This is a genomic window from Microbacterium sp. SMR1 (assembly GCF_003289625.1).
In the GTDB taxonomy this organism is placed as follows: domain Bacteria; phylum Actinomycetota; class Actinomycetes; order Actinomycetales; family Microbacteriaceae; genus Microbacterium; species Microbacterium plantarum.
This window is the reverse complement of record NZ_QMBN01000004.1, coordinates 31,974-58,433: the sequence shown is the minus strand read 5'-3', so window position 1 is coordinate 58,433 and position 26,460 is coordinate 31,974. Positions and strand designations below refer to the sequence as shown.

Here is a 26,460-nt window from a genome sequence, read left to right as displayed (position 1 = left end):
CCCGCGCCCCGGGCCGCCCCGCCCAGCGTGTCATCCGTCCTCGTCGAGAGCCGCGGTATCGGTGCCGTCGGTGAACCGATGCCCCGAGCTCACCGCGGCGCGGGCGATGACGATGGCCGCCACCGCCGAGGTGATCAGCTGAAGGAGTACGGCGAGCACGACTTTGACGACGTTGTCCACGGTCGGAACCTGCAGCACCGCGCCGACCGTGATGAACGCGACCCCCAGACCGGCCGCGGTGGCGACGGCCGAGATGCGCGCGTAGGGGTCGGGGAAGCGCCGCAGGCCGACCGCGGCGACGACGAAGATGAGCGCGCCCAGCAGGGCGATGATCTGACCGATGAGCTCGAGGATCGTCATCGACGCCCTCCCGTCAACGCGCGGGCGAGCGAGACCGCGGCGAGGAAGGCGACGAGGGTCGCGACCAGCACGAGGTCGAACGTGCCCTCGCGCGCCAGACGTACGCCGACGAGCGCCACGAGCCCGACCAGGCTGAAGGTGAGCAGGTCGGCGGCGATGACACGGTCGGCGGGGGTCGGGCCGCGCAGGATGTGCACGACGGACGCGATCATCGCGATCGCGCATCCCGCCGCGGCGAGATCCAGCAGATTCATCTCGGTCCCCCCAGTGCGACCGCGCGCGTCATCCGGCGGTCCATGTCGGCGAAGTCGGCCAGCGCCGAATCGGTGTCGCGGTGGTACAGCGAATGCACGATGACGAAACGCGCCCCGGCATCATCTCGTGCCGCGCCAAGGGCCAGCGTGCCGGGAGTCAGCGTGATGAGGACACTGATCGCGGTGACGTGCAGGTCACCCGCCGACCCCAGCGGGAGCCGCACGACGCGCGGGGTCGCGGCCAGCCCCGGACTGAGGATGTCGCCGAGCACTCTCACGGACGTCAGCGTGAGCTGCGCGGCGAACCAGCAGACGAAAGCCGCGAACCGGAAAGGCAGAGTGAGGATGCTGAGGATCACGGCAGCACCGCCCCGACGTAGGCGGTCGTATCGAGCAGGCCAGCGGCCGCGACCTCCGCGAGTGCGAACAGCCCCTGCGCACCGAGCCCGAGGGCGAGGGTCGCCGCAGCCAGCACGACAGCCGGCGCGGCGAGCGCTGCGCGGGTCGTGGAGCGCTGCGCCACCGCGAGCCCGCCGCGCCCGACCGGCCTGACCGGCTCGGCCGGCTCGGCCGGCTCACCACCGGTGACCGTGCGGGCGAAGACGGCGTTGAAGATCTTCAGCATCGACAGCAGGGTGATCAGGCTCACCACGATCGCGATGACCGCCGCCGCGACCTGTCCGTCCTCGACCGCCGCGACGAGCAGCATGAGCTTCGCGAAGAAGCCCGAGAACGGCGGGATGCCGGCGAGCGACAGCGCCGCGACGCCGAAGGCGACCATCAGCATGGGTTCCCGGCCGACACGACCGCGCAGGTCGTCGAGGCGATCCGTCCCGAATGGGGTCTCGATGGCGCCCGCAGACAGGAACAGCGATGCCTTCACGATCATGTGATGAAGCAGGTAGAAGATGCCAGCGGCCAGACCCAGGGGCGTGAACAGCGCGACGCCGAGCAGGATGTAGCCGATCTGGCTGACCATGTGGAAGGCGAGGATCGACCGCATCCGGTCCTCCCCCACCGCGCCGAGCACACCGATCAGCATCGTCGCGCTGAAGACGGCGACGCCGATCCAGAGGTAGGCCTGGTCGCCCTCGAAGCCGACGGCGTAGATGCGGTAGATGGCGTAGATCGCGACCTTCGTGTGCAGACCCGAGAACATCGCGGTGATGGCCGGCGACGTCGACGGGTACGCACGGGCGAGCCACCCGTGCACGGGCACCACGGCGGCCTTCATCGCGAGCGCGAAGAGGCAGACCCCGAGCGCTGCCGCCACCAGAGGCGACTCCTGAGCGGCACCGGCGAGCTCGGCGAGGTTCACCGTGCCCGCCACGCCGTAGACGAGCGCCACCCCGGCCAGGAAGACCGTGGAGACGAACAGGTTGAAGGTGACGTAGAGCCTCGAGCCGGTCACCGACTCGTCGGTGCCGCGACCGCGACGCGAGAGCACCAGAAGCCCGTACGAGGGCAGCAGCATGACCTCGATGAAGACGAAGAGGTTGAACAGGTCGGCCGTCAGGAGCGCACCGTTCACTCCCGCCGTCAGCACGAGGACGAGTGCGGGGAAGAGCCGGTTGCGACCGGTGTCCGCGACGATCGCGAAGACCACGCAGACGAGGGTGAGCAGCCCAGCGACCGTGAGCATGAGGGCGGAGAAGGCGTCGGCGACGAACGGGATGGCGATGCCGTTGGGCCATCCGCCGATCCCGTGGGCGACGACTGATCCGTCGGCTGTCGCCCACACGAGCGCAGCCGCCGCGATGAGGTTCGCCGTCAGCACGATCAGGAGCAGGACGATCGCCCATCGATGACGACGGCGCGCGAACGCGGCGACACCGCTCGCGAGGAGCGGCACCGCGACGATGAGCGGAAGCAGAGCGTCGTTCATCGGCGTCCTCCTCGGGTCGGGGCCGGGGCCGCGGCCTTCGCATCGTCGGGCCCTGCATCGTCGACGCCCGCATCCTCGAGCCCGGCGTCTTCGGACGGGTTGCCCGTCACGGCGAGGACGAGCAGGTAGATGGTGATCGCGAAGGCGATGACGATCGCGGTCAGGACGAACGCCTGCGGCAGCGGATCGGCCGTGGTCGCCGGATCCAGCGCCTCGCCGAGCGGCTCCTCGCGCGAGTCGATGCCGCCGGCGCTGAACAGCAGCAGATTGACCGCGTGCGAGAGCAGCACGAAGCCGAGGATGACGCGCAGCCGGTCTTCCTGCAGCAGCAGGTAGACCGCTCCGGCGACGAGCACACCGATGGTGAGGGCGAGGATCACCGGACGCTCCTTTCTGACGAACGGTCGGTTCGGACCGCTTCGGCGGGAGACAGACCGAGGCGATTGATGGCGGCGAGGATGACCCCGAAGACCGCGAGATACACGCCCAGGTCGAAGACGAGGGCCGTGGTGAGGTGCAGGCTGCCGATGTCGAAGTGCAGCGGCCGGAGGAACGAGCCGTCGAGAAGCCCCAGCAGACCGGTGCCGACCGCGATGACGACACCCGCTCCGGCGATCGCCAGGTACGAACGCTCGATCCGTGGGATCTCGTCGCTCGGGGCGGCGAGGTAGATCAGCGCGATGGCCGCGGCTCCGATGAGCGCCGCGATGAAGCCGCCGCCCGGGTCGTTGTGACCGCGCAGCAGCGCGTAGGCCGACCCGACCACCATCACCGGGGCGACGATGCGTCCCACAGTGGTGAGGAAGACCGCGTTGGCGCGGGCGTCGGAGAGCGCGGCGGAGGTTCCCTCCCGCACCGGGCGGTCAACGGCTCGACGTGCCTCGAGAAGCGCGGTGATCGATACCGCTGCGATCCCCAGGACGACGAGCTCGCCGAGCGTGTCGAGCGCTCGGAAGTCGACCAGGATCGTGTTCACGATGTTGGTGCCGCCGGTCAGTTCCTTCGCCTCGCGGAGGAAGAAGGCGGCGACATCCGAGATCTCGCGGTGTCCGGTGAACACGAGCGCGGCGAGCGTCGCGGTCCCCCCGGCGGCGAGCGCGGCGATGACCGCGAGCACGCGTCGTCGCGGGCGCGACGGGCGCAGGCGGCGCGGCATCCGGCGCAGTACGAGCACCATCACGACGACGGTCAGGATCTCGACGAGGAGCTGCGTCACCGCGACATCCGAGGCCCCCAGAACCAGGAACCACAGCACGACGGCGAACCCGGCCACACCCACGCTGATGATCGCGGTCAGGCGGCGGGTGGCGACCGAGACCGCGATCACCCCGGCCGCGACGAGGAGGAGCAGGAGCAGATCGAGCACGAGGAACGGCTCGTCGTAGCGCGGCCAGCCGCGCCACATCGCGGGAAGCGCTGCGGCGGCGGCACCGATCAGCACGATCGGCACCACGAGGTTCGCGGCGGGGGCGTCGGAGCGCGTCAGGTCGCCGACACGACGGCCGAGCGCGATGATGCCCCGCTGCGCATACTGGACGGCGAGGACGCCTGACCACCGCTGCGGTGTCGGCGGCACGGGCGTACCGCGCAGCCGGAGGCCGACCAGCGTTCCGAGCACGATCGCCGTCACCGACAGCAGCAGAGCCGCGTTCACACCGTGCCAGAGGTAGATGCCCGAGACGGATGCCGCGTCGGCACCCGCCGCCCCCGCTGCCGCGGGTCGCACGAGGGGGTCGAGCAGCGGTGCGCCCGCACCGAGAGCCAACCCCAGGATCGCCGGGACGGATACCGCGACCGACATCGCTCGCGTGTCGCGCCAGGCGCGTGCCTGCGGCCCGTGCTCACCGGGCCGAGCGGCACCGAGGCGACCGGGCAGCAGGGGAAGCACCAGGCGCAGGCTGTACGCCACCGTCAGCACGGCTCCAGCGGTGGCCACGATCGCGAGCGTCCATGACAGCGCAGGCGAAGCCGCCGCGAGGAACGAGTCGAGAAGCAGCTCCTTGCTGATGAAACCGAGCATCGGAGGGATGCCGGCCATGCTGACCGCCGCGAGGATCAGCATCGCGGCATCCCAGCGCAGCATCCGCCATGATCCGCGGAGCTCAGTCAGGATCCGGGTCCCGGTGCGCTTCTCGACCAGCCCGACGCCCATGAAGCCGGCGGACTTGAACAGCGCATGAGCGACCACATGCGCGCTCGCCGCGAGCATCGCCGTCGGCGTGCCGGCGCCGATCACCGCGACCAGGAGGCCGAGCTGACTGACTGTCGAGTACGCCAGCAGCTCCTTCATATCGGCGCGGCGAACCGCGAAGAACGCCCCCATGAGAGCTGTCCAGAGCCCGACGCCCACGAGGAGCGGCGACCAGATCGCCGCCTCCGACGCGGCCGGCGCGAAGAGCATGAGCAGGAAGATCCCGGCCTTCACCATCGCCGCCGCGTGCAGATAAGCGCTCACCGGGGCGGGCGCCACCATGGCATCCGGAAGCCAGGCGTGGAATGGGAACTGCGCCGATTTCGTCATGGCCGCGAGGGCGACGAGCACCGCGACGACGGTCGCTAATCCCGGGTCCTCGCGCCACAGCGGGTGGGCGAGGGCGGCGGTGAGCTCGGTCGTGCCGGTGCGCGCGATCAGGGTCACGACGGCGGCGAGCAGGGCGAGACCACCGGCGGCGGTGACGAGCAGCGTGCGCGTCGCGGGCTCTTTCGCCGCGGGGCCCGATCGGAGGATCAGCAGGTACGAGCACAGGGTCGTCAGCTCCCACGCCACGAAGAGCACGACGAGGTCGTCGGCGAGGACGAGGGTGAGCATCGCCGCCGCGAACGCCGTCATCAGGCCGTAGAAGCCCTGCGAGCGAGGCTGACGCAGGTACGAGGACGAGTAGATGAGCACCACCGCGCCGATCGCGAGCACCACCACGGCGAACAGCAGCGCGAGCCCGTTCAGCCGCAGGCGCAGCGCGACATCGAGTGCCGGGATCCACGGCAGTGATTCGCGGACGACCTGCCGTGGGTTCCACGCCGAGATGACGAGCCCGAGCACCGCGAGCACGCCGGCGGCCAGAGGCCACCCCGCGTGCCGTCCGGTCAGCCGCACGAACGCGGGGGCGAGCGCCACGAGCAACCAGGCTGCGGCGACCGCGACGAGGAGGGTCATGCGCGCCGCCGCCCGGTCAGAGCGTTCGCGGGCGCGCGGCAACAGAGGGCAGGCAGGACGGTGAGCACGGATTCTCCGGGTTCGATCGACGACTACGTGCCGACCAGACTTCCCGGCTCACCAGCTGACAGCGTACCGGGGGTCACCTGGGGAAATCAGGTGCGCGCGGATGCTTGACAACGCGGTCATGAGTCATTTCTCACCGGCCATTCCGAGCTGATCAGACGCGTCCGCCTCACACGGGGGTCGTCGAGTCGTCATACTGGCGAGCATGGATTCGACGGGCATGGATGCCGTGAACGACTGGCTGCTCACGTGGGGCGACCACCTCTGGACCTGGATCGTCCTCCCGGTCGTGGTCCTCCTCGGGCTCTACTTCACCGTTCGGTCGGGCGTCGTGCAGTTCCGCCTGATCCCCGAGATGTTCCGCACGCTGACCGACAAGACGCCGCAGACCGCGGACGGCAAGCCGCAGTCGGTCTCCGCCTTCCAGGCCTTCACGATCTCCGCGGCCTCCCGCGTGGGAGTGGGGAACATCGCCGGCGTCGGCACCGCCATCGCGGTGGGCGGCCCGGGCGCGGTGTTCTGGATGTGGGTCATGGCGTTCGTCGGCGGAGCGTCGAGCTTCATCGAGTCGTCGCTGGCGCAGCTGTTCAAGACGCGCGACCGCGGCAGTTTCCGCGGTGGCCCGGCGTACTACATGCAGCGCGGGCTGGGTGCGCGTTGGCTCGGCATCCTCTTCGCCGTCATCCTGATCGTCTGCTTCCCCTTCGCGTTCAGCTCGCTGCAGGCCAACACGATCTCGGCCACCATCAGCTCGAGCGTCGGCGGCGACCTGCCCTGGCTACCGTGGGTCATCGGGGCGGGAGTCGCCCTCCTCACCGGGCTCGTCGTGTTCGGCGGGGTGCGCCGCATCGCCTCGGTGACGCAGGTGCTCGTGCCGATCATGGCGCTCGCCTATCTCGTGCTCGGCGTGATCGTCGTCGCGCTGCACCTCGATCGGATCGGGCCGGTGTTCGCCGAGATCTTCACGTCGGCCTGGGGCTTCAACGAGGTCGTCGGGGCCGCGTTCGGATACATCGTCCTCACCGGCGTCAAGCGCGGCATGTTCTCGAACGAGGCGGGGCTCGGCTCGGCTCCGAACGCCGGCGCGAGCGCCGCTGTGACTCATCCGGTGAAGCAGGGCCTCGTGCAGACCCTCGGCGTCTACTTCGACACATTCCTCGTGTGCTCGGTGACCGCGTTCATCATCCTGGTCTCCGTCCCCGATCTGGCCGGAGCTACACGGGGAATCGACCTGACCCAGGGAGCCCTCGTCGACACCCTCGGTGAGTGGTCGAACATCGCCCTGAGCATCATCATCTTCATGCTCGCGTTCTCGTCGATCCTCGGGAACTACTACTACGGCGAGTCGAACATCGAGTTCATCTCGACCAACCGCGCCGTGCTGACGGGGTACCGCGTGCTCGTCGTCGCCGCCGTCCTCGGCGGATCGGTCGTCGGAGCCGACCTCGTGTGGAACTTCGCCGACGGCGTGATGGGGCTGATGGCGCTGACGAACCTCATCGCGATCGCGTTGCTGTCGGGCATCGCTTTCCGCCTGCTCAAGGACTACACCGAGCAGCGGCGCGCCGGGCTCGACCCCGTGTTCACGCGCGAGCGACTGCCCGGTGTCCGCGGCATCGAGTGCTGGGAAGACGAGCTCACCGTCACCGGCCCGATCGACCTGCCCGTGCGTGCACGCCAGGCCGCCAAGCACCGCGACCACCTGCACGACCGCCGATGACCCGGCGACTCGTCGCCGCCGGCGGGCTCACCGCGGCGCTCTGGGCGGCCGTCGCGCTGACCCGCTGGGGCTTCTCGCGAATCCCGAGCGGAGCCGCGCAACTCGCGAACCTCGTGCCCCCCGTCGTGCCCGCGGGCCTGATGTGGGGCGACAGCGGTCCGTGGCTGGTCCTGAGCGTCGCCATCGGCGCGGTCGCCGTCGGGCTCGTGTTCCTCTGGGTCACGGCCCTCGTGCACACGCGCAGCAGCCTGCTCCTCGCGGCGTGGTTCGCGGCGGTCGCGGCAGGGGCGCTGGTCGGACTCGCGCTCGACCTCGGTGCCGCGTGGAGCTCGCTCGCGATGTTCGGCCCGCGGGGGCTCGTCGTGGGCGAGTTCGGCGCGGCCGCGGCATCCGGCGCCCTGTGGGGGCTCGCGATCGGGTGGCTGCCCGGCCTCGTCGCCCGCACGCGGGGCGTCCGCACATGGGACGCTCGCATGCCGGCAGACGTCGTGACACCGCGATCGCGGCCCCTGCTGTGGATCGGTTCCGCCGCCGCGGTCGCCACCATTGCGGCGGCCGGCCTCGGCGCGGGAAGCGATGCTGCACGAACCGCCGCCATCAACGACGACGTCGCCGCTCAGCAAGAGGCGGAGGCCGCCGTGACGTTCGGGGCGATGCCCGATCCCGCCGCGCCCGGGGTGCCGGTTTCCGAGACATCCGGGACCTCCGCGCCGACCGATCCGCGATGGTGCACGGAAGACCGGGCCATGGTCCTGAAGGGCGAACCGGATGCCGCCACCGGTCACCGCGGGATGCCCATCCGGCTGATGAACTTCTCAGAGGAATCGTGCGTGATCGAGGGATACCCCGACGTCGCGTTCGGCGATCAGAACGAGCATCTGCTGACGGTCGAGCTCACCCCCGGCAGTTCCTTCATGGCGCAGGATCCGGGGCCGGAACGTATCGAGGTGCCGGCGGGCGGGTACGCCGTGGCGTTCCTCGGCTGGGACGCCGCCTCGACCCACGGAGCGCTCGTCACGAAGCGGGTCTACGCCGCTGCAAGCCCGGGCATGACGCGCGGCTCGTGGCCGATCGACCTCGACATCGTCGAGGGCTCCACCGTGGCCGTCACCGCCTGGAAGCTGGATACCACCCCGACCGGCCAGGAGTAGCCGGCGGTCGACTCGCCAGGATTGGCGGATGCGCGGGGCGCCGGATCCGCACATCCTGGCGACTCGACGGACTGCGGCGGGGGTCAGGATGCGGCAGAGAAGCCGATCAGCCAGGTGAGGCCGTAACGGTCGGTGACCTGGCCGTCGGAGTCTCCCCACGCCCGGCGTTGCAGGGGGTCGACGACCGTTCCTCCGGCGGCGAGGGCGTCGAACCAGCGATGCGAGGTCTCCGCGTCGCCGGCCCCGAGGAGGGCCAGCATGATCCCGGTCATCGACGGCCGGGCGGCATCCCCCGGATCATCGGCGCCGAAGAGGTCGACCGGGCCGCGCAGTTCGCCGTGTGCGATGAGGTCGGGCGGGCCGTCCTCGCGGCCGAAGTCGGCGAAGGTGTGCAGCTGGAGCTCACCGCCGAACACCGACCGGTAGAAGCGGAGCGCGTCGGCGGCATCGCCGGGGAAGTGGAGGTAGGGCACCGGTGCGGGCATGCCCGAACGCTACGCCCCTCTCCCCGTGCCACACCACCGTCGACTCGCCGAGGATCGTGGATGCCGGGCATCTGGGACCCGCAGATCGTGGCGACTCGACGTCAGGAGGCGGAGGCGGGAGCGGCGGTCGACTCCCGCCAGACCACGTGCTGCAGCGGCTCGGTGGGAGACGGCGCCTGCTCGCCCCGCATGAGGGCGATGAGCCGGTCGGCGGTGCGGCGGCCGAGCTCGACGTAGTCCATCGACACGCTCGTGAGCGACGGCACCTGGAACGCACTCGTCGGCGAATCGTCCCACCCGGTCACGCTGACATCCCCCGGCACGGTCCAGCCTCGCTCGAGCGCGCCCCGGACGACGCCCGTCGCGATGAAGTCGTTCGCCGCGATGACGGCGAGCGGCAGTGAGTCGCCATCGAGCGAACGGATGGCGTCGAGGCCCGACTGCGCGCTCCAATCGCCCTCGACGACGCCGACGGACTGCACGCCCAAGCGAGCGACCGTCGCTTCATAGGCACGGCGTCGTGCATCCGCCGATGGGTAGCTGCGCGCGCCGGTGATGTGCAGGAACCTCCGGTGCCCGAGCTCGGCGAGCCGCTCTACCATGCTCTCGAGTGGGTGGACGTCGAGCATCTCGCCCGAGACGCGCATGTCGTCGTCGAACTCCTCGAGCGTCAGCACCGGCACGTTCGGGTCGACCCGCGCGAGGTCGTCACCGGGGACGGGGGCGTAACAGAGGATGCCCTCGAACTGACGGGAATCGATCATCTCGAGCAGTCGCGGTCGACGCTGGTCCGGCGCGTTGGGAATGCTCTGAACCTCGACCTCGTACCCGGCGGCACGGGCCCGTTCGATCGTGCCGGCGATCAGCGGAGCCGAGTGGAACGCGGTGATCGGCAGCACTGCGGCGAGACGGCCCGTTCGCGTCGTGCGCATCGAGCGGGCGGCTAGGTTCGGCCGGTAATCGATCTCGCGCGCGGCCTCCAAGACCCGTTCCCGGGTGGCCGCGGAGATACCCGCGCGCCCCGTGAACACTTGCGAGACCGTCGATTGCGAGACCCCCGCGCGGGCGGCGACGTCGCGGCTCGTGGGCCGTTTCCCCATGACTGCCTTTCTTGGCATGGACTCTATCGACGTTCGTCGGCATCATCCTACTACCGACAACTACTACGTATTAGTTCGTATGGCAGGACGAACAGCGCGCGGCCCGCGCGGCGGCGGTCCTGCACACCGCCATCAGAGAGGATGCGTGGCCGATGAGCATCGCCGAATTGCGACGCGTGACCCGAACCGCCGGCGAAGCCGGCCCGAGAGTGGGGCGGCGGATCCGGCTGCCCGACAACAGAGCGGCGGTGCTGTTCCTCGCGCCGTTCGCCATCGGCGCGGTGGCGCTGACACTCGGGCCGATCATCATGTCGCTCTATCTGTCGTTCACCGACTACAACCTGCTTCAAGACCCCGGCTGGGTCGGGCTGACCAACTACGAGCGGATGCTGACCGACACGCGGCTGCATACCTCCCTCGCCGTCACCTTCACCTACGTCATCGTGGGCGTGCCGCTGCAACTGGCGGTCGCGCTCCTGCTCGCGGTGGTGCTCGACAAGGGGATGCGGGCGCTGCCGTTCTACCGCTCCGCGTTCTACCTCCCGAGCCTGCTGGGCACGTCTGTCGCGATCGCCATGCTCTGGCGGCTGATCTTCGGCGCAGACGGACTCTTCAACTCCCTGCTCGGCTTCGTCGGAATCGAATCGCACACCAGTTGGATCGGCAGCCCCGACACCTCGCTGAGCACGATCATCCTGTTGCACGTATGGACGTTCGGCTCGCCCATGGTGATCTTCCTCGCGGGCCTTCGGCAGATCCCGGGCGAGCTGTACGAAGCCGCTGCCGTCGACGGCGCACACGCGTGGTCGCGGTTCCGGGCGATCACACTCCCGCTGCTGACGCCGATCATCTTCTTCAACCTCGTGCTCGCCGTCATCAACTCCTTCTCGGCGTTCACGCAGGCCTTCGTCGTCTCGGGCGGCTCGGGCGGACCCGCCGACTTGCTGCTGTTCTACACGCTCTACCTCTACCAGGAGGGATTCGGGGCCTTCCGCATGGGCTACGCCTCGGCCCTCGCCTGGCTCCTGCTGCTCATCATCGGCGCCGTCACGGCGATCAACTTCTGGCTCTCGAAGTACTGGGTGCACTATGACGACTGAAACCCTCATCACCGGCCGACCGGCCCGCACGCGGGGCGAGCGAGCTGCTCACCCGGGCGGCGCCTCGCGCGCGCGACTGCGCAGCATCCTGCGTCATACGCTCATGCTCGCGGTGGTCGTGATCTCGCTCTACCCCGTCCTCTGGATGGTGGTGAGCTCACTGCGGCCCGACGGCAGCATCTTCGGCAACCCCTCACCCATTCCGACCGACATCGTCTGGGAGAACTACGCCTACGGGTGGAACGCTCTCGGCGCTCCATTCGGGCAGTACATCGCCAATTCGCTTCTGGTTGTCGTGGGTTCGATCATCGGAAACCTGTTCAGCTGCTCGCTCGCCGCGTACGCCTTCGCACGACTGCGGTTCCGTTTCCAGCGGACCGCCTTCGTCTACATGCTGGCGACGTTGATGCTCCCGATCCACGTCGTGATCGTGCCCCAGTACATCCTGTGGGCGCAGGTCGGCCTCACGGACTCGTTCTGGCCGCTGATCGTGCCGAAGTTCCTCGCGACCGACGCGTTCTTCATCTTCCTCATGGTGCAGTTCATCCGCGGGCTGCCGCGCGAGCTGGATGAAGCGGCGCGGATCGACGGCGCCGGGCACGCCCGCATCTTCTTCCAGATCATCCTGCCGCTCATGGTCCCGGCACTCGCGACGACGACGATCTTCACCTTCATCTGGGTGTGGAACGACTTCTTCTCGCAGCTGATCTTCCTCACGAGCCCCGACAACTACACCGTGCCGATCGCCCTGCGGTCGTTCATCGACGCGCAATCGTCGTCGTCGTTCGGCGCGATGTTCGCGATGAGCGTCGTCTCGATCATCCCGCTGATCCTCGTGTTCGCATTCGGTCAGCGCTTCCTCATCCGGGGCATCGCCACCAGCGGGCTCAAGTGACCCGCGCCTCCCCCAGAATCACCTGAAACAGGAGTGTCATCATGCACGTACCGAAGCGTCTGATCGCCGGCATCGCCGCCGGCGCCGCGGTCCTGCTGGCCCTCAGCGGCTGTGGGATCGGCAACCGCGCCGCCTCGACCGAACTCAGCGACGGCCCGGTCACGCTGCGCATGGCGTGGTGGGGCGGCGACAGCCGCCACGAACGCACGCAGCAGGTCATCGATCTCTTCGAGGCGAAGTACCCGAACATCACCGTCGTCCCGGAGTTCTCCGACTGGAACGGCTACTGGGAGAAGCTCGCAACCGCCACGGCGGGCAAGAACGCTGCGGACGTCATCCAGATGGACGAGCTCTACCTCTCGTCCTACGCCGCGCGGGGAGCGCTCAGCGACCTGGACGCTCTGCGCATCGACACCGACGGCCTCGACGATTCGGTCCTGCAGATGGGACGCTACGACGAGACCCTGTACGCGATTCCGATCTCGACCTCGAGCACCGCTCTGCTGGTCAACACCGATCTGCTCGACAGCATCGGCGTGGGCCTTCCCGACGACACGCAGTCGTGGACGTGGGACGAGTTCGACGGCTGGGCCCAGACCGTCACGGATGCCGCACCGGCCGGCGTCTACGGCACGAGCATCCTCTCCGGCAGCTGGCAGCTGCAGCTGTTCGCTCGTCAGGTCGGTGAGCGGCTGTACGACGGTGACGAGGTCGCGGTCTCGCCCGAGACCGTCGCGGACTTCTTCCGGACGAGCCTCGATCTGACGCGCAGCGGGGCATCGGCTCCGGCATCGGTGTGGTCGGAGACCAGCTCCCTTCCGCTCGACCAGCTGCCGTTCTCGGTCGGGAAGGCTGCGTCGTTCTTCGCTCCGGCGACGCTGATCTCGGCGTATACCCAGGCATCCGGCGCGAACGTCGAGCTCGTCCCCATGCCGAATCAGGACGACGGTGACCCGGGGTTCGACTACTTCAAGCCGGGGATGTACTGGTCGATCTCGTCGCAGTCGCGGCATCCCGCCGAGGCCGCCGCGCTCGTGGACTTCCTGCTCAACGACCCCGAGGCGACGAAGATCATCGGCAGCGAGCGCGGCCTCCCGGCGAGCACGAGGAACCTCGATCTGATCAAGCCGGGCCTCACCCCGGAAGAGACGAAGGCCGTGGCCTACTCGGAGTCGCGGATGCCCGTGCTCGGCGCCGCGCCGGCCCCGCCGCCGCTGGGCACGTCCGATGTCGACGCGATCTTCATGCGCTACCTGCAGGAGGTGATGTTCGAGCGGACCACACCGGAGACGGCGGCGAGCGGATTCGTCGCCGACGTCCGGGCCTCGATCGACGCCGCGAACTGAACCCGCCGGGCTCGTCTCGGTCGGGTCGCCAGGAACTGCGGATGCGGGCGACCCCAGACCCGCAGTTTCCAGCGAGTCGACGGGCCGGGGGCTCGGGGCCGAGTCAGGCGGTCAGGGCGCGGGTCCAGGTCAGGCTGTGGCGGGCGACGAAGTCGCGGACGGTGGCCCAGTGCGCGCCGTGCCCCTCGACGTACATGGTCGCCCACGGTTCACGGCCCGACCGGTGCGAGCCCTCGAGCAGGGTGTGCATCGCCGCGACACGCTCGCTCATCGCGTCCGGCAACTGGGCGCGCAGCTCGGCCGACGCGCCGTAGCCGTCGATGAACGAGCGGAGCCGCTGGGCTGCCGTCGCCAGATCCTCCGCAGGGTCGCCGAGGGCGAAGGACTGCGCCGCGTAGGCGAGGTCCCACAGTCGCGTACTGGGGGCCGCGGCATCCCAGTCGATGAAGACCCACCGCTCCCCCATCACGAGGTTCCACGGCGCGAGGTCGTTGTGACAGACGAGCTCGTCGCCCGGGGCCGCGATCGCCGTCTCCCAGATCGCGTCGGCCGGAGCGACGAACCCCGCCGCGGCGTCGTGGATGCGGCGCACGAGCGCACCCACGCGATGCAGCTGACCGAGGTCCAGCGGGCCGGCGTCGATGGCAAGCACCCCGTCGACGAATTCGGTCACCTGCCGACCGGCCCCGTCGCGCCCCAGCGGCTCGGGCGCGTCGACACCCTGCTCTCGCAGCGCCTCGACGAACGCGACGACGCTCGGGGTCGACGTCGTCCAGGCTTTGCGTACGGTGTCGCCGACGCGCACCACACCGCCGCTCGCGTTGCCGCCTTCGAGCGGCTCTTCCTCCCCATCCCACACGCCCCCGAGCGTAAGCCCGACACCCGTCGAGTCGCCCGTCGAGTCGCCAGGAACTGCGGATGCTGGCGCCCCCAGACCCGCAATTTGTGGCGAGTCGACGGGTCGAGGCAGGGTCAGGCAGGCAGCGGGATCAGGCGGACGGTCTGCCCGGGGCGGAGGTCGTCGACGATGCCGCGGTACGACGCGGCGACCTCGCCGATGCGCGCCTGGCCTGCATCGAGCGGGCGATCGGCCCGCATGAGGTGCACCTCGCCCCGATACCGCCCGTAGGCGTCGAGGTCGACCTGCAGGCTGCCGCGCTCACGCGCATCGGCGTTGCGGATGCGGGAGGGGCGGATGCCGCCGCGCGTCTCGTCCAGCCGGAAGGATGCCGCCGCCTCCTCGACCCGCAGCCGCCAGGGCCGCTCCAGCAGCACGGATGCCGCGGCATCCAGTCCCACGACCGGCAGCGTGACCGTGCCGGTCGCCTCGAACTCCGCGATCCAGGCGGCGTGGTCATCGGCCACCGCGCCCTCGGCGCAGACGACGACCGCCTCGGGAACGAGCCGTCGCAGCTGGAGGTACGAGCGCCAGGCGTTGCGGTGCCGCTGCTCCTCGAGCGTCGGCAGGCCGAGATGCAGCGGCGCGCGCAGCTCGCGCTCGCCGGGGATGAACGCGAGCACCGTCATCCCCCGGTCGAGCAACAGCCGCGACTGCGCCACGAGGAACGACGCCGTCAGTCCGGTCTCGGGGCGCGGGTAGAAGTTGTGCCAGCCCACGACGGGCAGCCCCGCCAGCTCGTCGAGGAACGCCGCGTCGACCGTGCTGGCGTTGACGGCGATGCGGCATCCCGATGCCTCGGCGACCCGGCCGATCTCATCGGCGTCGAAGCCGTAGTCGAGTCGCAGCATCGTGATGCCGCGGCGCGCGAACCAGCCCCACCCCTCGTCGCCGGCCACGACGTGCTCGAGCGCGACGGGCGAGACGTCGGCGCAGAAGGTCACGCCGTCATCGTCGTGCGCCGCGCGCAGCACCTCGCCGAACGCGGCGAGCTCGCCGGTGTCGACCATGTGCAGCGAGGTGAACAGCATCCGCTCATCGCCGGAGTCGCCGGACGCGCCGGGCGCCGGCGAGGACGACGGCGCCGTCGCGAGCACCTGATCGATGACGGTCCGCCGCGTCTCGGCGGCATCCGTGGGGTAGATCGAGAACAGCATCGGGACGCTCCTGTCTCAGCCGAGCCGCTCGACCATGTGCTCCTTGAACCCGAAGAACCAGGTCAGCACGAAGCCCATGATGTACGAGATCACGAGGCCGCCGACGTACCAGAGCCACGCGCCGTTGGTGATGACGGCGGTCATGAGCACGCCCGAGAGCCCGAGAGCACCGGCGCCGAACCCGCCGCTGGCCTGAATGCCGAAGGCCACGAACGCGCCGCCGAAGCCACCGCCGAGGCAGGCCGTGATGAGGGGGTAGAAGAGGGGCAGCGAGACGCCGTAGATGAGCGGTTCCCCGACGCCGAGCACGCCGATGGGCAGCGCCGCACGGATGATGTTCTTAAGCCGGGTGCTCTTGGTCTTCAGGAAGATCGCGATCGCCATGCCGACCTCGCCCGCCCCCGCCATCGCCAGTACCGGCAGCAGTTCCGTGAAGCCGTGGTCGGTGATGAGCTGCGCGTGGATCGGCGTCAGGCCCTGGTGGATGCCGAGCATGACGAGCGGGAGGAACAGCGACGACAGCAGGTATCCGCCGATGACGCCGCCCCGCTCGAGGGCGAAGTCGATGAGCAGCCAGTTGATGCCCTGCATGAGCAGACCCGAGATCGGCATGATCACGAAGATGCAGATGACGGCGCCGATGAGAAGCGTCACGACCGGCACGACGAAGAGGTCGGCCCAGGCGGGAACGCGCTTGCGGATCCACTTCTCGATGACCGTGAACAGCCACGCCGTGACCATGACGCCGATGATGCCGCCGAGCGCGGGCTTGAGTTCGCCGAACAGCGGGAGCACGAGCGGCTGAGCCGGAGTGACCGTGCCGTCGGCGGCCGTCGTCGCGGCGATGCCGGCGAGCGCGGGGAGGTATGAGATGGCGCCGGCGATGAGGCCGAGCACGGGGGTGCCGCCGAACTCCTTCGCCGTGTTGAGCCCCACGATGAGGTTGAGCGAGGTGACGACGATCGTGCCGAGGGCCGCGAACACCAGGAACCACGGGTTGGCGGTGACGCTCGGGTCGATGAGCTTCCAGATGTTGCCGATCGCCACGACGAGTCCGCAGGCGATGAACCCGGGGATGATCGGCACGAAGATGTTCGCGATGTGGCGGAACAGCCCGTGCACCCTCGAGGTGTGCCGCGACTTCACCTTCTGCGTGTTCTGCTGCTGCAGCGTGCGCAGGTCGGTCGCCGCGTCGACGGGCTCGCCGCCGCCGGCTGCTCGCGCGCCCGCAGCCCGGCTCCCCGCCGCGGCCGCCGCGATGTCGGCGACCTCGTCCGCGGGATCGTCGACAGCAGCCTCGGCGGGAGCGTCGACGACCTCGGCGAAGGCGTCGCGCAGGCGCTGCGCGTGACCGGGACCGACGACGACCTGCAGCTGCGGGCCGTCGACGACGCCCATGACGCCGTCGAGGCGCCGGAGCGCCGCGACATCCGCCTTCGACGGGTCATGAAGATTGAGCCGCAGGCGCGTCATGCAGTTCGTGTACGAGGCGATGTTCTGCGAGCCGCCGACGAGCGGCAGGATCTCCTCGCTGAGTTCGGGGTAATCCACGGTGATTCCTTCCGGCGGACGGGTGTCGGGTGTCGGGTGCTGGGTTCGGGGTGCGGGCGGTCGGCGCGTCAGGCGCGGTCGCGCACGGCTTCACGGACGAAGCCCGCGCCCGCGCTGAGCCGCTCACGGGCGGTCGCCGCGTCGACGTCGCAGAGGATCGCGACGATCGCCGTCTTGGCGTGACCATCGGCCTCGTCGAGCGAGCGGCGGGCGGTGGCGGTATCGCAATCGGTCGCGGCCTGGACGATGCGGACGGCGCGGGCGACGAGCTTCTCGTTGCTCGGGCGCACGTCGACCATGAGGTTGCCGTAGACCTTGCCGAGACGCACCATCGTCGCCGTCGAGATCATGTTGAGGACGAGCTTCTGACTCGTGCCCGCCTTGAGCCGGGTCGAGCCAGTGAGCACCTCGGGACCGTTGTCGACCTCGATCGCGACGTCGGCGTGGGCGCTGATCTCGGCGTTCGGGCTGCACGAGATCGCCACCGTCGCGGCGCCGACTCGACGGGCTTCGTCGAGTCCGCCGATGACGTAGGGCGTGCGACCGGATGCCGCGATGCCGACGACGACGTCGCGCTCGGTGAGTCCGATGCCGGTCAGGTCGTCGGCGCCGAGCTCGCGGGAGTCCTCCGCACCTTCGATCGCGCGGAACATCGCCTCGTGACCGCCGGCGAGCAGGCCGACGACCTGCGCGGGGTCGGTGCCGAACGTCGGCGGACACTCCGCCGCATCGAGGACGCCGAGACGGCCGCTCGTGCCCGCCCCCTGGTAGACGAGACGCCCTCCGGACGAGAGCGCGGTGACGGCGAGATCGACGGCTCGGGCGATCGCGGGGATCGCGGCCGCGACGGCCCCGGCCACCCCGGCATCCTCGTCGTTCATGACGCGGAGGATCTCGTCGACGGTCATCGCGTCGAGCTCGCCCGTCAGCGGGTTGCGCGTCTCGGTAGCGGGGGTCGGGTGCGGGGTGGTCACGGATGCTCCTCGTCGGGCTGCGGCGCACGCCGATGGGCGCGTGGCACTTTGTTTCACACAGAGTGCTCTTGGCGGCAACTTTTGTCAAGATCTGTGGAAGACTGAACCGACTTCCCGAGGAGGCACATGGACGGCGACGTCCTCGAAGCGACCCGCGCGATCATCCCCCGTCTGCGCCCGGCCGAGGTGCAGGTGGCTCGCGCGGTGCTCGACGACCCCGCTTTCGCCGTGACCGCGACCGTCACGACACTCGCCGAGCGCGCGTCGGTCTCGCAGGCGTCGGTCGTCCGCTTCGCGAAGAGCCTCGGATTCGCGGGGTACCCCTCGTTCCGCGTCGAGCTCGCCCAGGAGGTCTCACGGCGAGCGATCGAGCTCGAGCGCTCGAATATCGCCGAGGGCGAGCTGAACCCCTCCGACTCCCCCGCCGAGATGGTCGCGAAGGTCGCGTTCCACGAGGCGCGGACGATCGAGCAGACCGGCCGGATGCTCGATCTCGACGCCCTCGAGCGCATCGCCCGAGCGATCGCCGACAGCGAGCGGGTCGTCACCTTCGGCGTCGGTGCGTCGGGCCTCGCCGCGGCCGACCTCGCGCAGAAGCTGCAGCGCATCGGCATCATGTGCCTGAGCTCCCACGACACGCACGTTCAGCTCGTGCACGCCGCGCTCGCCGACGCGCGCACCACCGCGATCGCGTTCTCGTTCAGCGGCGGCACGATCGATGTACTGCGCGCCGTCGAGATCGCGTCGAACGCCGGAGCGTTCACGGTCGCGATCACCAACGACACCGACTCGCCCCTCGCCGCTGCCGCATCCGCCACCCTGCGCACCCCCGCCCGCGAGGCGACCCTGCGCGCTGCAGCGCTTGCGAGCCGGATGGCGCAGCTCGCCGTCGCGGACTTCGTCTTCATCCGGGTCGCCCAGCTGCGCTACCCCGACCTCGACGCCGCCCTCAGCGCCACCCGCGCCGCCGTCGGCACCCAGCACCTGACCCGGTGACCCGGGCCCATCCCCGTCGAGTCGCCAAAGAGTGCGGATGCGAGGATGCCAGCATCCGCATTCCCTGGCGACTCGACGTGGAAGAGCAGGGGCGGTTCAGGGCTGCAGGATGCCGTCGACGCGGCGGGGGATGCCGAGCGGGTTGGCCTCCTGCAAGGCGGCGGGCAGCAGCGCCTCGGGCACGTTCTGATACGCGACCGGCCGCAGGAAGCGGGTGATCGCAGCGGTTCCGACCGACGTCGTCCCGACCGCTGTCGTGGCGGGGTACGGGCCGCCGTGCTGCTGCGCCCACGTCACGGAGACACCGGTCGGCCACTGGTTCCACAGCACGCGGCCGGCCTTCGTCGCGAGCACCGGCAGCAGCTCGGCCGCCACCGCGTCGCCCTCCTCGGCGACGATCGTCGCGGTCAACTGACCCTCGAGCAGCTTCGCGACCGCAACGAGCTGGGCATCGTCGTCGTACTCGGCGACGAGGGCCGCCGGCCCGAACATCTCCGACACGAGGGCGTCGGGGTCGGCGATCACCGCGGCGGCGGTCGTCCGCAGCAGGGCGGGCGCGGGCGGCGTGTCGCTGTCCGACGAGGGAGCCCCGACGAGCACGTCGACCCCGTCGTGCTGCGCGGCGCCGTCGAACGCCCGGCGGAAGCCCGACGCGATCGAATCGTTGAGCAGCGGCGCAGGCCCCGGCAGCACGATCGAGGCGAGCGCGTCGACGACTCCCGACCCGGCGGGCACGAGCAGCAGGCCGGGCTTGGTACACAGCTGCCCCGCGCTGCCGACGACCGAGGCGACGAATTGCTCGGCGATCTCCGCCGGCCGCGACTCGGCGGTACCGCGCGTGACGAACGCGGGGTTCACGCTGCCGAGCTCGCCGTAGAACGGGATCGGCTCGGGCCGCGACATCGCGATGTCGAACAGCGCGCGGCCGCCGGCGATCGACCCGGTGAAGGCTGCGGCACGGACCTCGGGATGCCGCAGCGCGTGCACCCCGGCATCCGTCCCGTGGATGACCGTGAAGATACCCGCGGGCGCGCCCGCCGCCGAGAGGGCCGCCGTGACGATCTCGCCGGTCAGCTGCGACAGGTGCGGGTGGCCCGGGTGAGCCTTGAGCACGACGGCGTTCCCCGCCGCGAGCGCGCTGGCGGTGTCGCCGCCGGCGACGGAGAACGCGAAGGGGAAGTTGCTCGCCGCGAACACCAGCACCGTGCCGATGCCCTCGAGCTGACGCCGGATGTCGGGGCGCGGTGCCCCCATCGGATAGTCGGCGACCGCGTGGTCGATGCGAGCATCGAGCCAGGAGCCCTCGGCGAGCACCTCGGCGAACAGGCGCAGCTGGAACGTCGTGCGCTTCAGCTCGCCGCGCAGCCGCGCCTCGGCGAGATGCGTCTCACGGTCGGCGAGGAGCACGAGGTCGTCGGCACGCGCGTCGAGCCCTTCGGCCACCGCGCGCAGTGCCTCGCCCCGGACGGCGATCGACGCCGCTCGCCAGGCCGATGACGCCTCGGCGGCGAGCCCGACGAACGCGTCGACCTCGGCGATCGGGGTGTCGGCGACGGGCGTCGCCGTGGCGGGGGATGCTGCGGTGGTCATGAGCGTTCCTTCCGGGGAGAGAGGTCTGCGGAGTCAGGGAGGTCTGCGGGGTCGGCGGCGGCGGTGAACCCGGCGGGACCGGCGAAGCCCGCGAGGTCGGCGGAACCCGGGGGCTCGGCCTGCGCCGTGGGCTCGGCCAGCTCGGCGAGATCTGCGACGCGGAGGGGCGTACCGATCGGCCGGCGCACGAGGGGCTCGACGTCGGCCGCCCGCCGGGGACGTCCGGTCTCCTGGCCGACGAGGCACGAGAGCGCGAACCCGCACACGCGCCCCTGGCACATCCCCATTCCGGGGCGCGCGGTCACGCGCACATCCCGCGCGTCGTCGGCTGCGAGGTCGGTCACCGTGTCGCGGACGGCCGAGACCGGCACCTCCTCGCACCGGCAGACGAGGGTGTCGTCGCGGAGCCAGGTCGCCCACTGCTCGGGCACGGGGCTCGCCCGATGCATCCCGACCGCGAAGCTCCGACCGCGCGCGATCCGCCGCCGCAGACGCCGGGCCGATGCCATCGGCACCGCGAGACCCGCGTCGACGGCCGCCGCGAGGGCTGCCAGCTCACCCTCGGCGCACGACTGCACGGCGCCACCGATGCCGGTCGCCTCGCCGGCTGCGTAGAGACCGGGAACACTCGTGCGCTGGTCGCCGTCGACGACCGCGACGAGCGAGCCGTCGACGTCGATCCGGGTTTCCGCCCCGGCACCGACCACGAGCTCGATCTGCGGGGTGAAGCCCCAGCCGAAGGCGACGAGATCGACGTCGAGGGTGCGCTCCGTCCCCGGACGCACGCGCCCGGCGGCATCCACCCGGGCGACCGTCGCGCCGGTCACTCGCCCCTCCCCCGCGACGGACGTCACGATCGTGCGTGTGCGGAGCGGGATGCGTTCGCGGACGAAGGTCGTCGCATAGCCGACCCCTTCGATGAGCTTGCCCGGCTCCTGCAGCGCCCGCAGCGGCGTCGCGGCCCAGCGCGACAGCGCGTTCGCGTCGCAGACGGCCACGACCTCGACGCCCGCTCGCGCGAGTCCCGCCGCCACCGACAGGAGGAACGGCCCGGTTCCCGCGACGACGGCGCGACGGCCGGCCGCGACCTGGTTCGCCTTCAGCATCGCCTGCACGCCGCCGGCGGCCATGACGCCGGGCAGCGTCCAGCCCGGCACGGGCAGCTGACGGTCGTAGGCTCCGGGCGCGAGCACCACGCGCTCGGCGCGGATCGCGCGATCGACCGCCGCCGCGGCATCCACCCCGGTCACGGCGGTCGTCCGCATCAGGAACCCGCCGGCCGCCTCGCCGTCGATCCGCCACACCTGCCGGCCGGCGCGGTGGACGACGCCTCCGGTCTCGACCTGACGCCGCAGCCGATCGCGCAGCCCGCGATAGTGCTCCCAGTGGTGGTGCCCCCTGTGCTCGGGATCGGCGAAGGCATCGAGGTGCCGTTCGTCGGGGTGCCGCCAGTACTGGCCGCCCGTTTGCGTGCCCGCGTCGACGAGGACGACCCGCAACCCGGCCTCGGCCGCAGTGACGGCCGCCGACAGGCCCGCCGGTCCGGCCCCGACGACGGCGAGGTCGGCGCGATTCTCGACGCTCACGGCTCAGCCCCCTCCGGCGCGGGCAGCGGCAGGGGCGCGTCCGGATTGTCGCTGCGGACGTCCTGCCCGGCCCGTGCGGGCGTGACGCAGGCCCGCTGCGAGCGCTGTCCGTCCACGCTCAGCAAGCAGTCGTAGCAGACCCCGATGCCGCAGAAGAGCCCGCGGGGCTCGCCGCTTCCCCGCGTCGTCCGCCACGACACGACGCCGGATGCCGCGAGCGCGCCGCCCACGGTCTGGCCGGGGCGGAACGGCACCGGCGCCCCGTCGAAGCGGAAGGTCTCGTCGCTCGTGATCTCCGCGCTCATGCCGCGACCCGCTCCGCGAAGCGCTCGGGCCGGAAGGCGTCGAGCGGCAGGTCGGTCGGCTCGCCGCGGAGCGCCTGCACGATGAGGGCGGCCGTGCCGACGGAGAGTCCGATGCCCGCGCCCTCGTGTCCGGCGGCGTGCCAGAGCCCCGGAAGCCGGGCATCCGGCCCGATGACCGGCAGGTGGTCGGGGCAGTACGGCCGGAAACCCGAGTACGTGCGAAGGATCTGCACATCGGCGAGCACCGGGAACAGCTCGGCGCCCGCGCGCGCGACGCGTCCGACGGCTTCGGCCGAGAACGACGTGTCGAAGCCGACGCGTTCGCGGCTCGCCCCCATGAGGATCGTGCCGCTCGGCGTCCCCTCGACGACCGAAGAGACCTGGAGCCCCGCATCCGACGACGCGACGTTCTGCACGTACTCGGCCGCGTACACCTTGTGCCGCACGGTCACGGGGACGGGCTCGGTCACGAGCACGAAGCCGCGCCGGGGCAGGACGGGCAGCTCGAGCCCGGCGAGCGCGGCGATCTCGCCCGCCCATGGCCCGGCGCAGTTGACGACGACACCCGCGTCCATCGCGCCCGCGGAGGAATCGATGCCGATCGCACGTCCGGCGCGGGTGCGGATGCCGGTGACCGTGACGCCGGTCAGTAGTCGGGCTCCGCGGTCGCGGGCGAGCCGCAGCAGATGGTGCGCGGCGAGGACGGGCTGCACCTGGGCGTCGTCGGGGTAGTAGACGCCACCGGCCATCGCGGGGTTCAGGTACGGCTCGATGTCGTGGAGCGCGGCGATGTCGGGGACGTCGTCGGCCCGGATGCCGAGCGAGCGCTGATGTTCGGCGAGCGCGTCGAGGGCCGTCTTGCCGCCCTCGCTCGCCGCGACGACGAGTCCGCCTTTTGCCTCGAACTCCCACCGCGCCGCGTGTTCGGCGAGCTCACCGCGCCAGATGCGCTGCGAGTGGAGAGCGAGTTCGAGCTCGGGTCCGACCTCCTTGTCGGAGACGAGGAGGTTGCCCTCGCACCGGCTCGTCGTGCCGGCCGCGATCGTTCCTCGCTCGACGACGGTCACCGAGAACCCGGCCTCCGCCGCCGCACGGGCGACCGCCGCGCCGACGATGCCCGCGCCGATGACGAGGACGTCGGGATTTCCGGGGCGTTCCGTCACGTGCCGACACCGCCGTCCGCGACATCCGAGCGCGCGGGGGCTTCGCCCGACCAGTCGGTCAGCACGTGCTCGATGTGGCGGTGGACGAGGTCGCGAGCGCCCGCGGCATCGCCCGCCTCGATCGCGTCGAGCATCAGGTCGTGCTCGTGGGCCGAGGCGACGAGCCGCCCCTGCTCGTGCAGGTTCGCCAGACCGAACAGGCGCGTCTGCGAGCGGAGCCCGGCGACGAGGTCGACGAGCCGGGCGTTACCGGCGTACTGCAGCAGCGCGAGGTGGAAGTCGCTGTCGGCGGCGAGGTATTCCACCAGGTCGCCCGACTGGGCGCCCGCGACGATGTCGGCGGCCTTGCGCCGCAGGTCCGGCAGCGCCGAGGCCGGGATGAGCGGGGTCGCGCGCTCCATGGCGGGCGGCTCGAGCATGAGGCGCAGTTCGGTCACCTCGCGGAGGTCGCGCTCGGACACCTCGGTGATCTGGAAGCCGCGATTGGGGATCGTGACGACGAGACCCTCGCGGGCGAGGTCGAGCATCGCCTCGCGGATGGGCGTGGCCGAGACGCCGAACTGCTCACCGAGGCTCGGCGCCGAGTACACCCGGCCGGGCTGCAGCTCGCCGCTGATGACAGCCGCGCGGAGCGCACGCGTGACGGTCGAGCGGATGCTGGGCTGCTTGTCCAGCCGGACCACGTTGCGGAACTCGGGCGTGCTCATGTCGTCTCCTCCGATGCGGACCCCCGCCGCATGACCTCCATGATCCCCTGCACGACGGCGAGGTCTTCCCAGGCCATGCCGACGCCGGTGTACACGGCGGGCGCTCCGGGCCGGCGTGAGACGCGGCCCGAGACCAGCTCGACGAGGTTGGCGGGCTCGGCGAGCGGCGCGCCGCCAGCCGCGCCCGCGAGGTTGCCGCTCTCGCGCCGGGCCGAGGCGCGGGCCTCGACGACGACATCGGCGGCCCGCACGAGGTCGGCGCCGAGCTCACGGTGATCGAGCCCGTGCGCCCCGACGGCTGCGACGACGGCGCTCGGCGCGATGTCGCCCAGATCGATGACCGGCGTGCTCGAGGAGGTCGCGGTGACGACGACATCCGCGTCCCGTGCAGTCGCGAGCGTCCCGGCGTGGGCATCGATACCCCGCTCGCGAAGGGTCACGACGGCATCCTCGACCCGTTCGGGTGTCCGCCCGGTGATCGTCACGTCGCCGACCGGCAGGATCGCCGCGAGCGTCGTCGCGTGCTCGATCGCCTGGGGGCCCGAGCCCAGCACCGCGAGACGGTCGATCCGCCGCCGGGCACCGCGCGGGTCGGCGGCGAGCAGGTCGCGGACGGCGACGGCGGTGACCGCGGGCGTCCGCAGCGTCGTCAGCCGCGTGCCGTCGACGATCGCCGCAGGCTGCAGGGTCTCGCGATCGAACACCAGGTACCAGGCACTGATCTTCGGCAGCCCGAGCCGGGTGTTGCCGGGCGCGATCGTCGCCACCTTGATGCCGACGGCATCCGGTGACTCCGACGGCATCAGCAGGAAGTCGCCCGCCGACAGCGGCGCGAAGATCCGTTCGTGGTCGGCCTCGACGTCGAGCCCCGATCGCAGCGCCGCATCGATCGCTTCGACGGCCGCGGCCGGCGTCATCGCGCGCTCGATGTCGGCCGCCGAGACGACGGGCACGGCGACCGATCCCGCGCTCACAGGACGAACCCCTCGGGGAACGGATCGCTCGGGTCGAGCATGTACTGCGCCGTGCCGGTGACCCACGCGCGGCCGGTGATCGTCGGGATCACCGCCGGGATGCCGGCGACCTCGGTCTGCTCGACGAGGCGACCCGTGAAGGCGGTGCCGATGTACGACTCGTTGACGAAGTCGGTGTGCAGCGGAAGCTCGCCGCGGGCGTGGAGCTGCGCCATGCGCGCGCTGGTGCCGGTTCCGCAGGGCGACCGGTCGAACCAGCCCGGGTGGATGGCCATCGCGTGCCGCGAGTGCCGCGCGGTCGATCCGGGCGCTTCGAGATAGACGTGATGGCAGCCGCGGATGGTGCCGTCGACCGGATGAACGGGGCTGTCGGCCTCGTCGACCGCCGCCATGATCGCCAGCCCCGCGCGCAGCAGGTCGTCCTTGCGCGACCGGTCGAACGGCAGACCGAGGTCGTCGAGGCGCACGATCGCGTAGAAGTTGCCGCCGAACGCGAGGTCATAGGTCACCGCACCGAACCCCGGGACGTCGACCGTGCGGCCGAGCCCGACGGCGAACGAGGGCACGTTGCGGATGGTGACCCGCTCGGCATGGCCGTCCGACACCGCGACCTCGGCGACGACGAGTCCCGCGGGGGTGTCGAGCCGGATCGTCGTGACGGGCTCGACGACGGGCACCATGCCGGTCTCGACCAGCACGGTGGCGACCCCGATCGTGCCGTGGCCGCACATCGGCAGGCATCCCGACACCTCGATGTAGAGCACGCCGAAGTCGGCATCCGGCCGGGTGGGCGGCTGCAGGATCGCACCGCTCATCGCGCTGTGGCCCCGCGGCTCGTTCATGAGCAGGCGTCGCAGCCCGTCGTTCTCGGCCATGAACCGCTGCCGCCGCTCCTCCATCGTGGCGCCGGGCAGGGGGCCGACGCCGCCGACGATGACACGGGTCGGCATCCCCTCGGTGTGGGAGTCCACGGCGTGGAAGACGCGCTTCGTGCGCATGAAGGAGCCTTTCGATCGTCGGCGGCGGGTTCAGCGGGGGCGGAC

The 26,460-nt window shown here is 70.9% G+C and carries 25 protein-coding genes and 1 pseudogene; 6 read left to right on the top strand and 20 right to left on the bottom strand.

Annotated features, from left to right (window positions below; translation table 11 throughout):
- Positions 1-30 precede the first annotated feature (30 nt).
- The 6 genes from DO944_RS13240 to mbhE are packed head-to-tail and all read right to left on the bottom strand — an operon-like array spanning position 31 to position 5,653.
- A complete protein-coding gene (locus DO944_RS13240; protein ID WP_112617651.1) occupies positions 31-360 on the bottom strand; it encodes a monovalent cation/H(+) antiporter subunit G in 330 nt (109 codons plus the stop codon).
- Positions 357-614, bottom strand: a complete 258-nt coding sequence (locus DO944_RS13235; protein WP_023953776.1) for a monovalent cation/H+ antiporter complex subunit F — start codon at positions 612-614, stop codon at positions 357-359. The genes DO944_RS13240 and DO944_RS13235 overlap by 4 nt, the downstream gene beginning before the upstream one ends.
- Positions 611-973, bottom strand: coding sequence for a Na+/H+ antiporter subunit E (locus tag DO944_RS13230; RefSeq protein WP_023953774.1), 363 nt, complete (start codon positions 971-973; stop codon positions 611-613). Before DO944_RS13230 ends, DO944_RS13235 begins: the two co-directional genes overlap by 4 nt.
- Entirely contained in the window at positions 970-2,499 is a 1,530-nt protein-coding gene (locus tag DO944_RS13225; RefSeq protein ID WP_112617650.1) for a monovalent cation/H+ antiporter subunit D family protein, read from the bottom strand. Before DO944_RS13225 ends, DO944_RS13230 begins: the two co-directional genes overlap by 4 nt.
- On the bottom strand, positions 2,496-2,879 hold the full coding sequence (locus DO944_RS13220) for a sodium:proton antiporter (protein ID WP_112617649.1): 384 nt from the start codon (positions 2,877-2,879) through the stop codon (positions 2,496-2,498). The genes DO944_RS13225 and DO944_RS13220 overlap by 4 nt, the downstream gene beginning before the upstream one ends.
- Positions 2,876-5,653, bottom strand: a complete 2,778-nt coding sequence (gene mbhE, locus DO944_RS13215; RefSeq protein ID WP_112617648.1) for a hydrogen gas-evolving membrane-bound hydrogenase subunit E — start codon at positions 5,651-5,653, stop codon at positions 2,876-2,878. The genes DO944_RS13220 and mbhE overlap by 4 nt, the downstream gene beginning before the upstream one ends.
- A 271-nt stretch (positions 5,654-5,924) precedes the next feature.
- On the opposite strand from mbhE, the gene DO944_RS13210 reads away from it, so the two are divergent.
- Both DO944_RS13210 and DO944_RS13205 read left to right on the top strand, forming a co-directional pair.
- Entirely contained in the window at positions 5,925-7,439 is a 1,515-nt protein-coding gene (locus tag DO944_RS13210) for a sodium:alanine symporter family protein (RefSeq protein ID WP_258524741.1), read from the top strand.
- Entirely contained in the window at positions 7,436-8,590 is a 1,155-nt protein-coding gene (locus tag DO944_RS13205) for a DUF4232 domain-containing protein (RefSeq protein WP_112617646.1), read from the top strand. The genes DO944_RS13210 and DO944_RS13205 overlap by 4 nt, the downstream gene beginning before the upstream one ends.
- Before the next feature lie 83 nt (positions 8,591-8,673).
- Here the strand turns inward: DO944_RS13205 and DO944_RS13200 are convergent, their stop codons facing one another.
- From DO944_RS13200 to DO944_RS16045, 3 genes and pseudogenes are all read right to left on the bottom strand, one after another.
- Entirely contained in the window at positions 8,674-9,075 is a 402-nt protein-coding gene (locus DO944_RS13200; protein WP_112617645.1) for a VOC family protein, read from the bottom strand.
- Between the two features lie 101 nt (positions 9,076-9,176).
- Complete coding sequence (locus DO944_RS13195) at positions 9,177-10,007, bottom strand: substrate-binding domain-containing protein (RefSeq protein ID WP_258524740.1); 831 nt, start codon at positions 10,005-10,007, stop codon at positions 9,177-9,179.
- A gap of 27 nt (positions 10,008-10,034) precedes the next feature.
- A pseudogene (locus DO944_RS16045) lies at positions 10,035-10,175 on the bottom strand (LacI family DNA-binding transcriptional regulator); the annotation flags it as partial.
- A 152-nt stretch (positions 10,176-10,327) separates the two neighbouring features.
- Between DO944_RS16045 and DO944_RS13190 the strand changes: the two are divergent.
- The 3 genes from DO944_RS13190 to DO944_RS13180 are packed head-to-tail and all read left to right on the top strand — an operon-like array spanning position 10,328 to position 13,516.
- Complete coding sequence (locus DO944_RS13190) at positions 10,328-11,275, top strand: carbohydrate ABC transporter permease (RefSeq protein WP_112617643.1); 948 nt, start codon at positions 10,328-10,330, stop codon at positions 11,273-11,275.
- Complete coding sequence (locus DO944_RS13185) at positions 11,265-12,170, top strand: carbohydrate ABC transporter permease (RefSeq protein WP_112617642.1); 906 nt, start codon at positions 11,265-11,267, stop codon at positions 12,168-12,170. Before DO944_RS13190 ends, DO944_RS13185 begins: the two co-directional genes overlap by 11 nt.
- A 41-nt stretch (positions 12,171-12,211) precedes the next feature.
- Complete coding sequence (locus DO944_RS13180) at positions 12,212-13,516, top strand: ABC transporter substrate-binding protein (RefSeq protein ID WP_112617641.1); 1,305 nt, start codon at positions 12,212-12,214, stop codon at positions 13,514-13,516.
- Positions 13,517-13,619: 103 nt separating this feature from the next.
- On the opposite strand, the gene DO944_RS13175 is transcribed toward DO944_RS13180, so the two are convergent.
- The 4 genes from DO944_RS13175 to murQ all read right to left on the bottom strand — a co-directional run bounded on the left by DO944_RS13175 (position 13,620) and on the right by murQ (position 18,096).
- Positions 13,620-14,375, bottom strand: coding sequence for a phosphotransferase (locus DO944_RS13175; RefSeq protein WP_240309757.1), 756 nt, complete (start codon positions 14,373-14,375; stop codon positions 13,620-13,622).
- A 113-nt stretch (positions 14,376-14,488) separates the two neighbouring features.
- Entirely contained in the window at positions 14,489-15,571 is a 1,083-nt protein-coding gene (locus DO944_RS13170; RefSeq protein WP_112617639.1) for a MupG family TIM beta-alpha barrel fold protein, read from the bottom strand.
- Positions 15,572-15,586: 15 nt separating this feature from the next.
- Positions 15,587-17,122, bottom strand: coding sequence for a PTS transporter subunit EIIC (locus DO944_RS13165; protein WP_112617638.1), 1,536 nt, complete (start codon positions 17,120-17,122; stop codon positions 15,587-15,589).
- Positions 17,123-17,190: 68 nt separating this feature from the next.
- The gene (murQ, locus tag DO944_RS13160) at positions 17,191-18,096 is read right to left on the bottom strand and encodes an N-acetylmuramic acid 6-phosphate etherase (RefSeq protein WP_205289276.1); all 906 of its coding nucleotides are present in this window, start codon (positions 18,094-18,096) and stop codon (positions 17,191-17,193) included.
- Positions 18,097-18,222: 126 nt separating this feature from the next.
- On the opposite strand from murQ, the gene DO944_RS13155 reads away from it, so the two are divergent.
- Entirely contained in the window at positions 18,223-19,092 is an 870-nt protein-coding gene (locus DO944_RS13155) for a MurR/RpiR family transcriptional regulator (RefSeq protein ID WP_112617637.1), read from the top strand.
- A 96-nt stretch (positions 19,093-19,188) separates the two neighbouring features.
- Here the strand turns inward: DO944_RS13155 and DO944_RS13150 are convergent, their stop codons facing one another.
- Genes DO944_RS13150 through DO944_RS13120 form a run of 7 tightly spaced genes read right to left on the bottom strand, consistent with a single transcriptional unit; the run spans position 19,189 to position 26,415 of the window.
- Positions 19,189-20,682, bottom strand: coding sequence for an aldehyde dehydrogenase (NADP(+)) (locus DO944_RS13150; RefSeq protein WP_112617636.1), 1,494 nt, complete (start codon positions 20,680-20,682; stop codon positions 19,189-19,191).
- Positions 20,679-22,268 (bottom strand): FAD-dependent oxidoreductase, encoded by a 1,590-nt coding sequence (locus DO944_RS13145; protein WP_112617635.1) that lies wholly within the window; start codon positions 22,266-22,268, stop codon positions 20,679-20,681. Before DO944_RS13145 ends, DO944_RS13150 begins: the two co-directional genes overlap by 4 nt.
- On the bottom strand, positions 22,265-22,573 hold the full coding sequence (locus DO944_RS13140; RefSeq protein WP_112617634.1) for a (2Fe-2S)-binding protein: 309 nt from the start codon (positions 22,571-22,573) through the stop codon (positions 22,265-22,267). The genes DO944_RS13145 and DO944_RS13140 overlap by 4 nt, the downstream gene beginning before the upstream one ends.
- The gene (locus tag DO944_RS13135) at positions 22,570-23,736 is read right to left on the bottom strand and encodes an FAD-binding oxidoreductase (RefSeq protein ID WP_112617633.1); all 1,167 of its coding nucleotides are present in this window, start codon (positions 23,734-23,736) and stop codon (positions 22,570-22,572) included. The genes DO944_RS13140 and DO944_RS13135 overlap by 4 nt, the downstream gene beginning before the upstream one ends.
- The gene (locus tag DO944_RS13130; RefSeq protein ID WP_112617632.1) at positions 23,733-24,443 is read right to left on the bottom strand and encodes a GntR family transcriptional regulator; all 711 of its coding nucleotides are present in this window, start codon (positions 24,441-24,443) and stop codon (positions 23,733-23,735) included. Before DO944_RS13130 ends, DO944_RS13135 begins: the two co-directional genes overlap by 4 nt.
- Positions 24,440-25,417, bottom strand: coding sequence for an ornithine cyclodeaminase family protein (locus tag DO944_RS13125; RefSeq protein ID WP_112617631.1), 978 nt, complete (start codon positions 25,415-25,417; stop codon positions 24,440-24,442). Before DO944_RS13125 ends, DO944_RS13130 begins: the two co-directional genes overlap by 4 nt.
- Positions 25,414-26,415: a proline racemase family protein gene (locus tag DO944_RS13120; RefSeq protein WP_112617630.1), complete on the bottom strand. Its 1,002-nt coding sequence runs from the start codon at positions 26,413-26,415 to the stop codon at positions 25,414-25,416. Before DO944_RS13120 ends, DO944_RS13125 begins: the two co-directional genes overlap by 4 nt.
- Between the last annotated feature and the right edge of the window lie 45 nt (positions 26,416-26,460).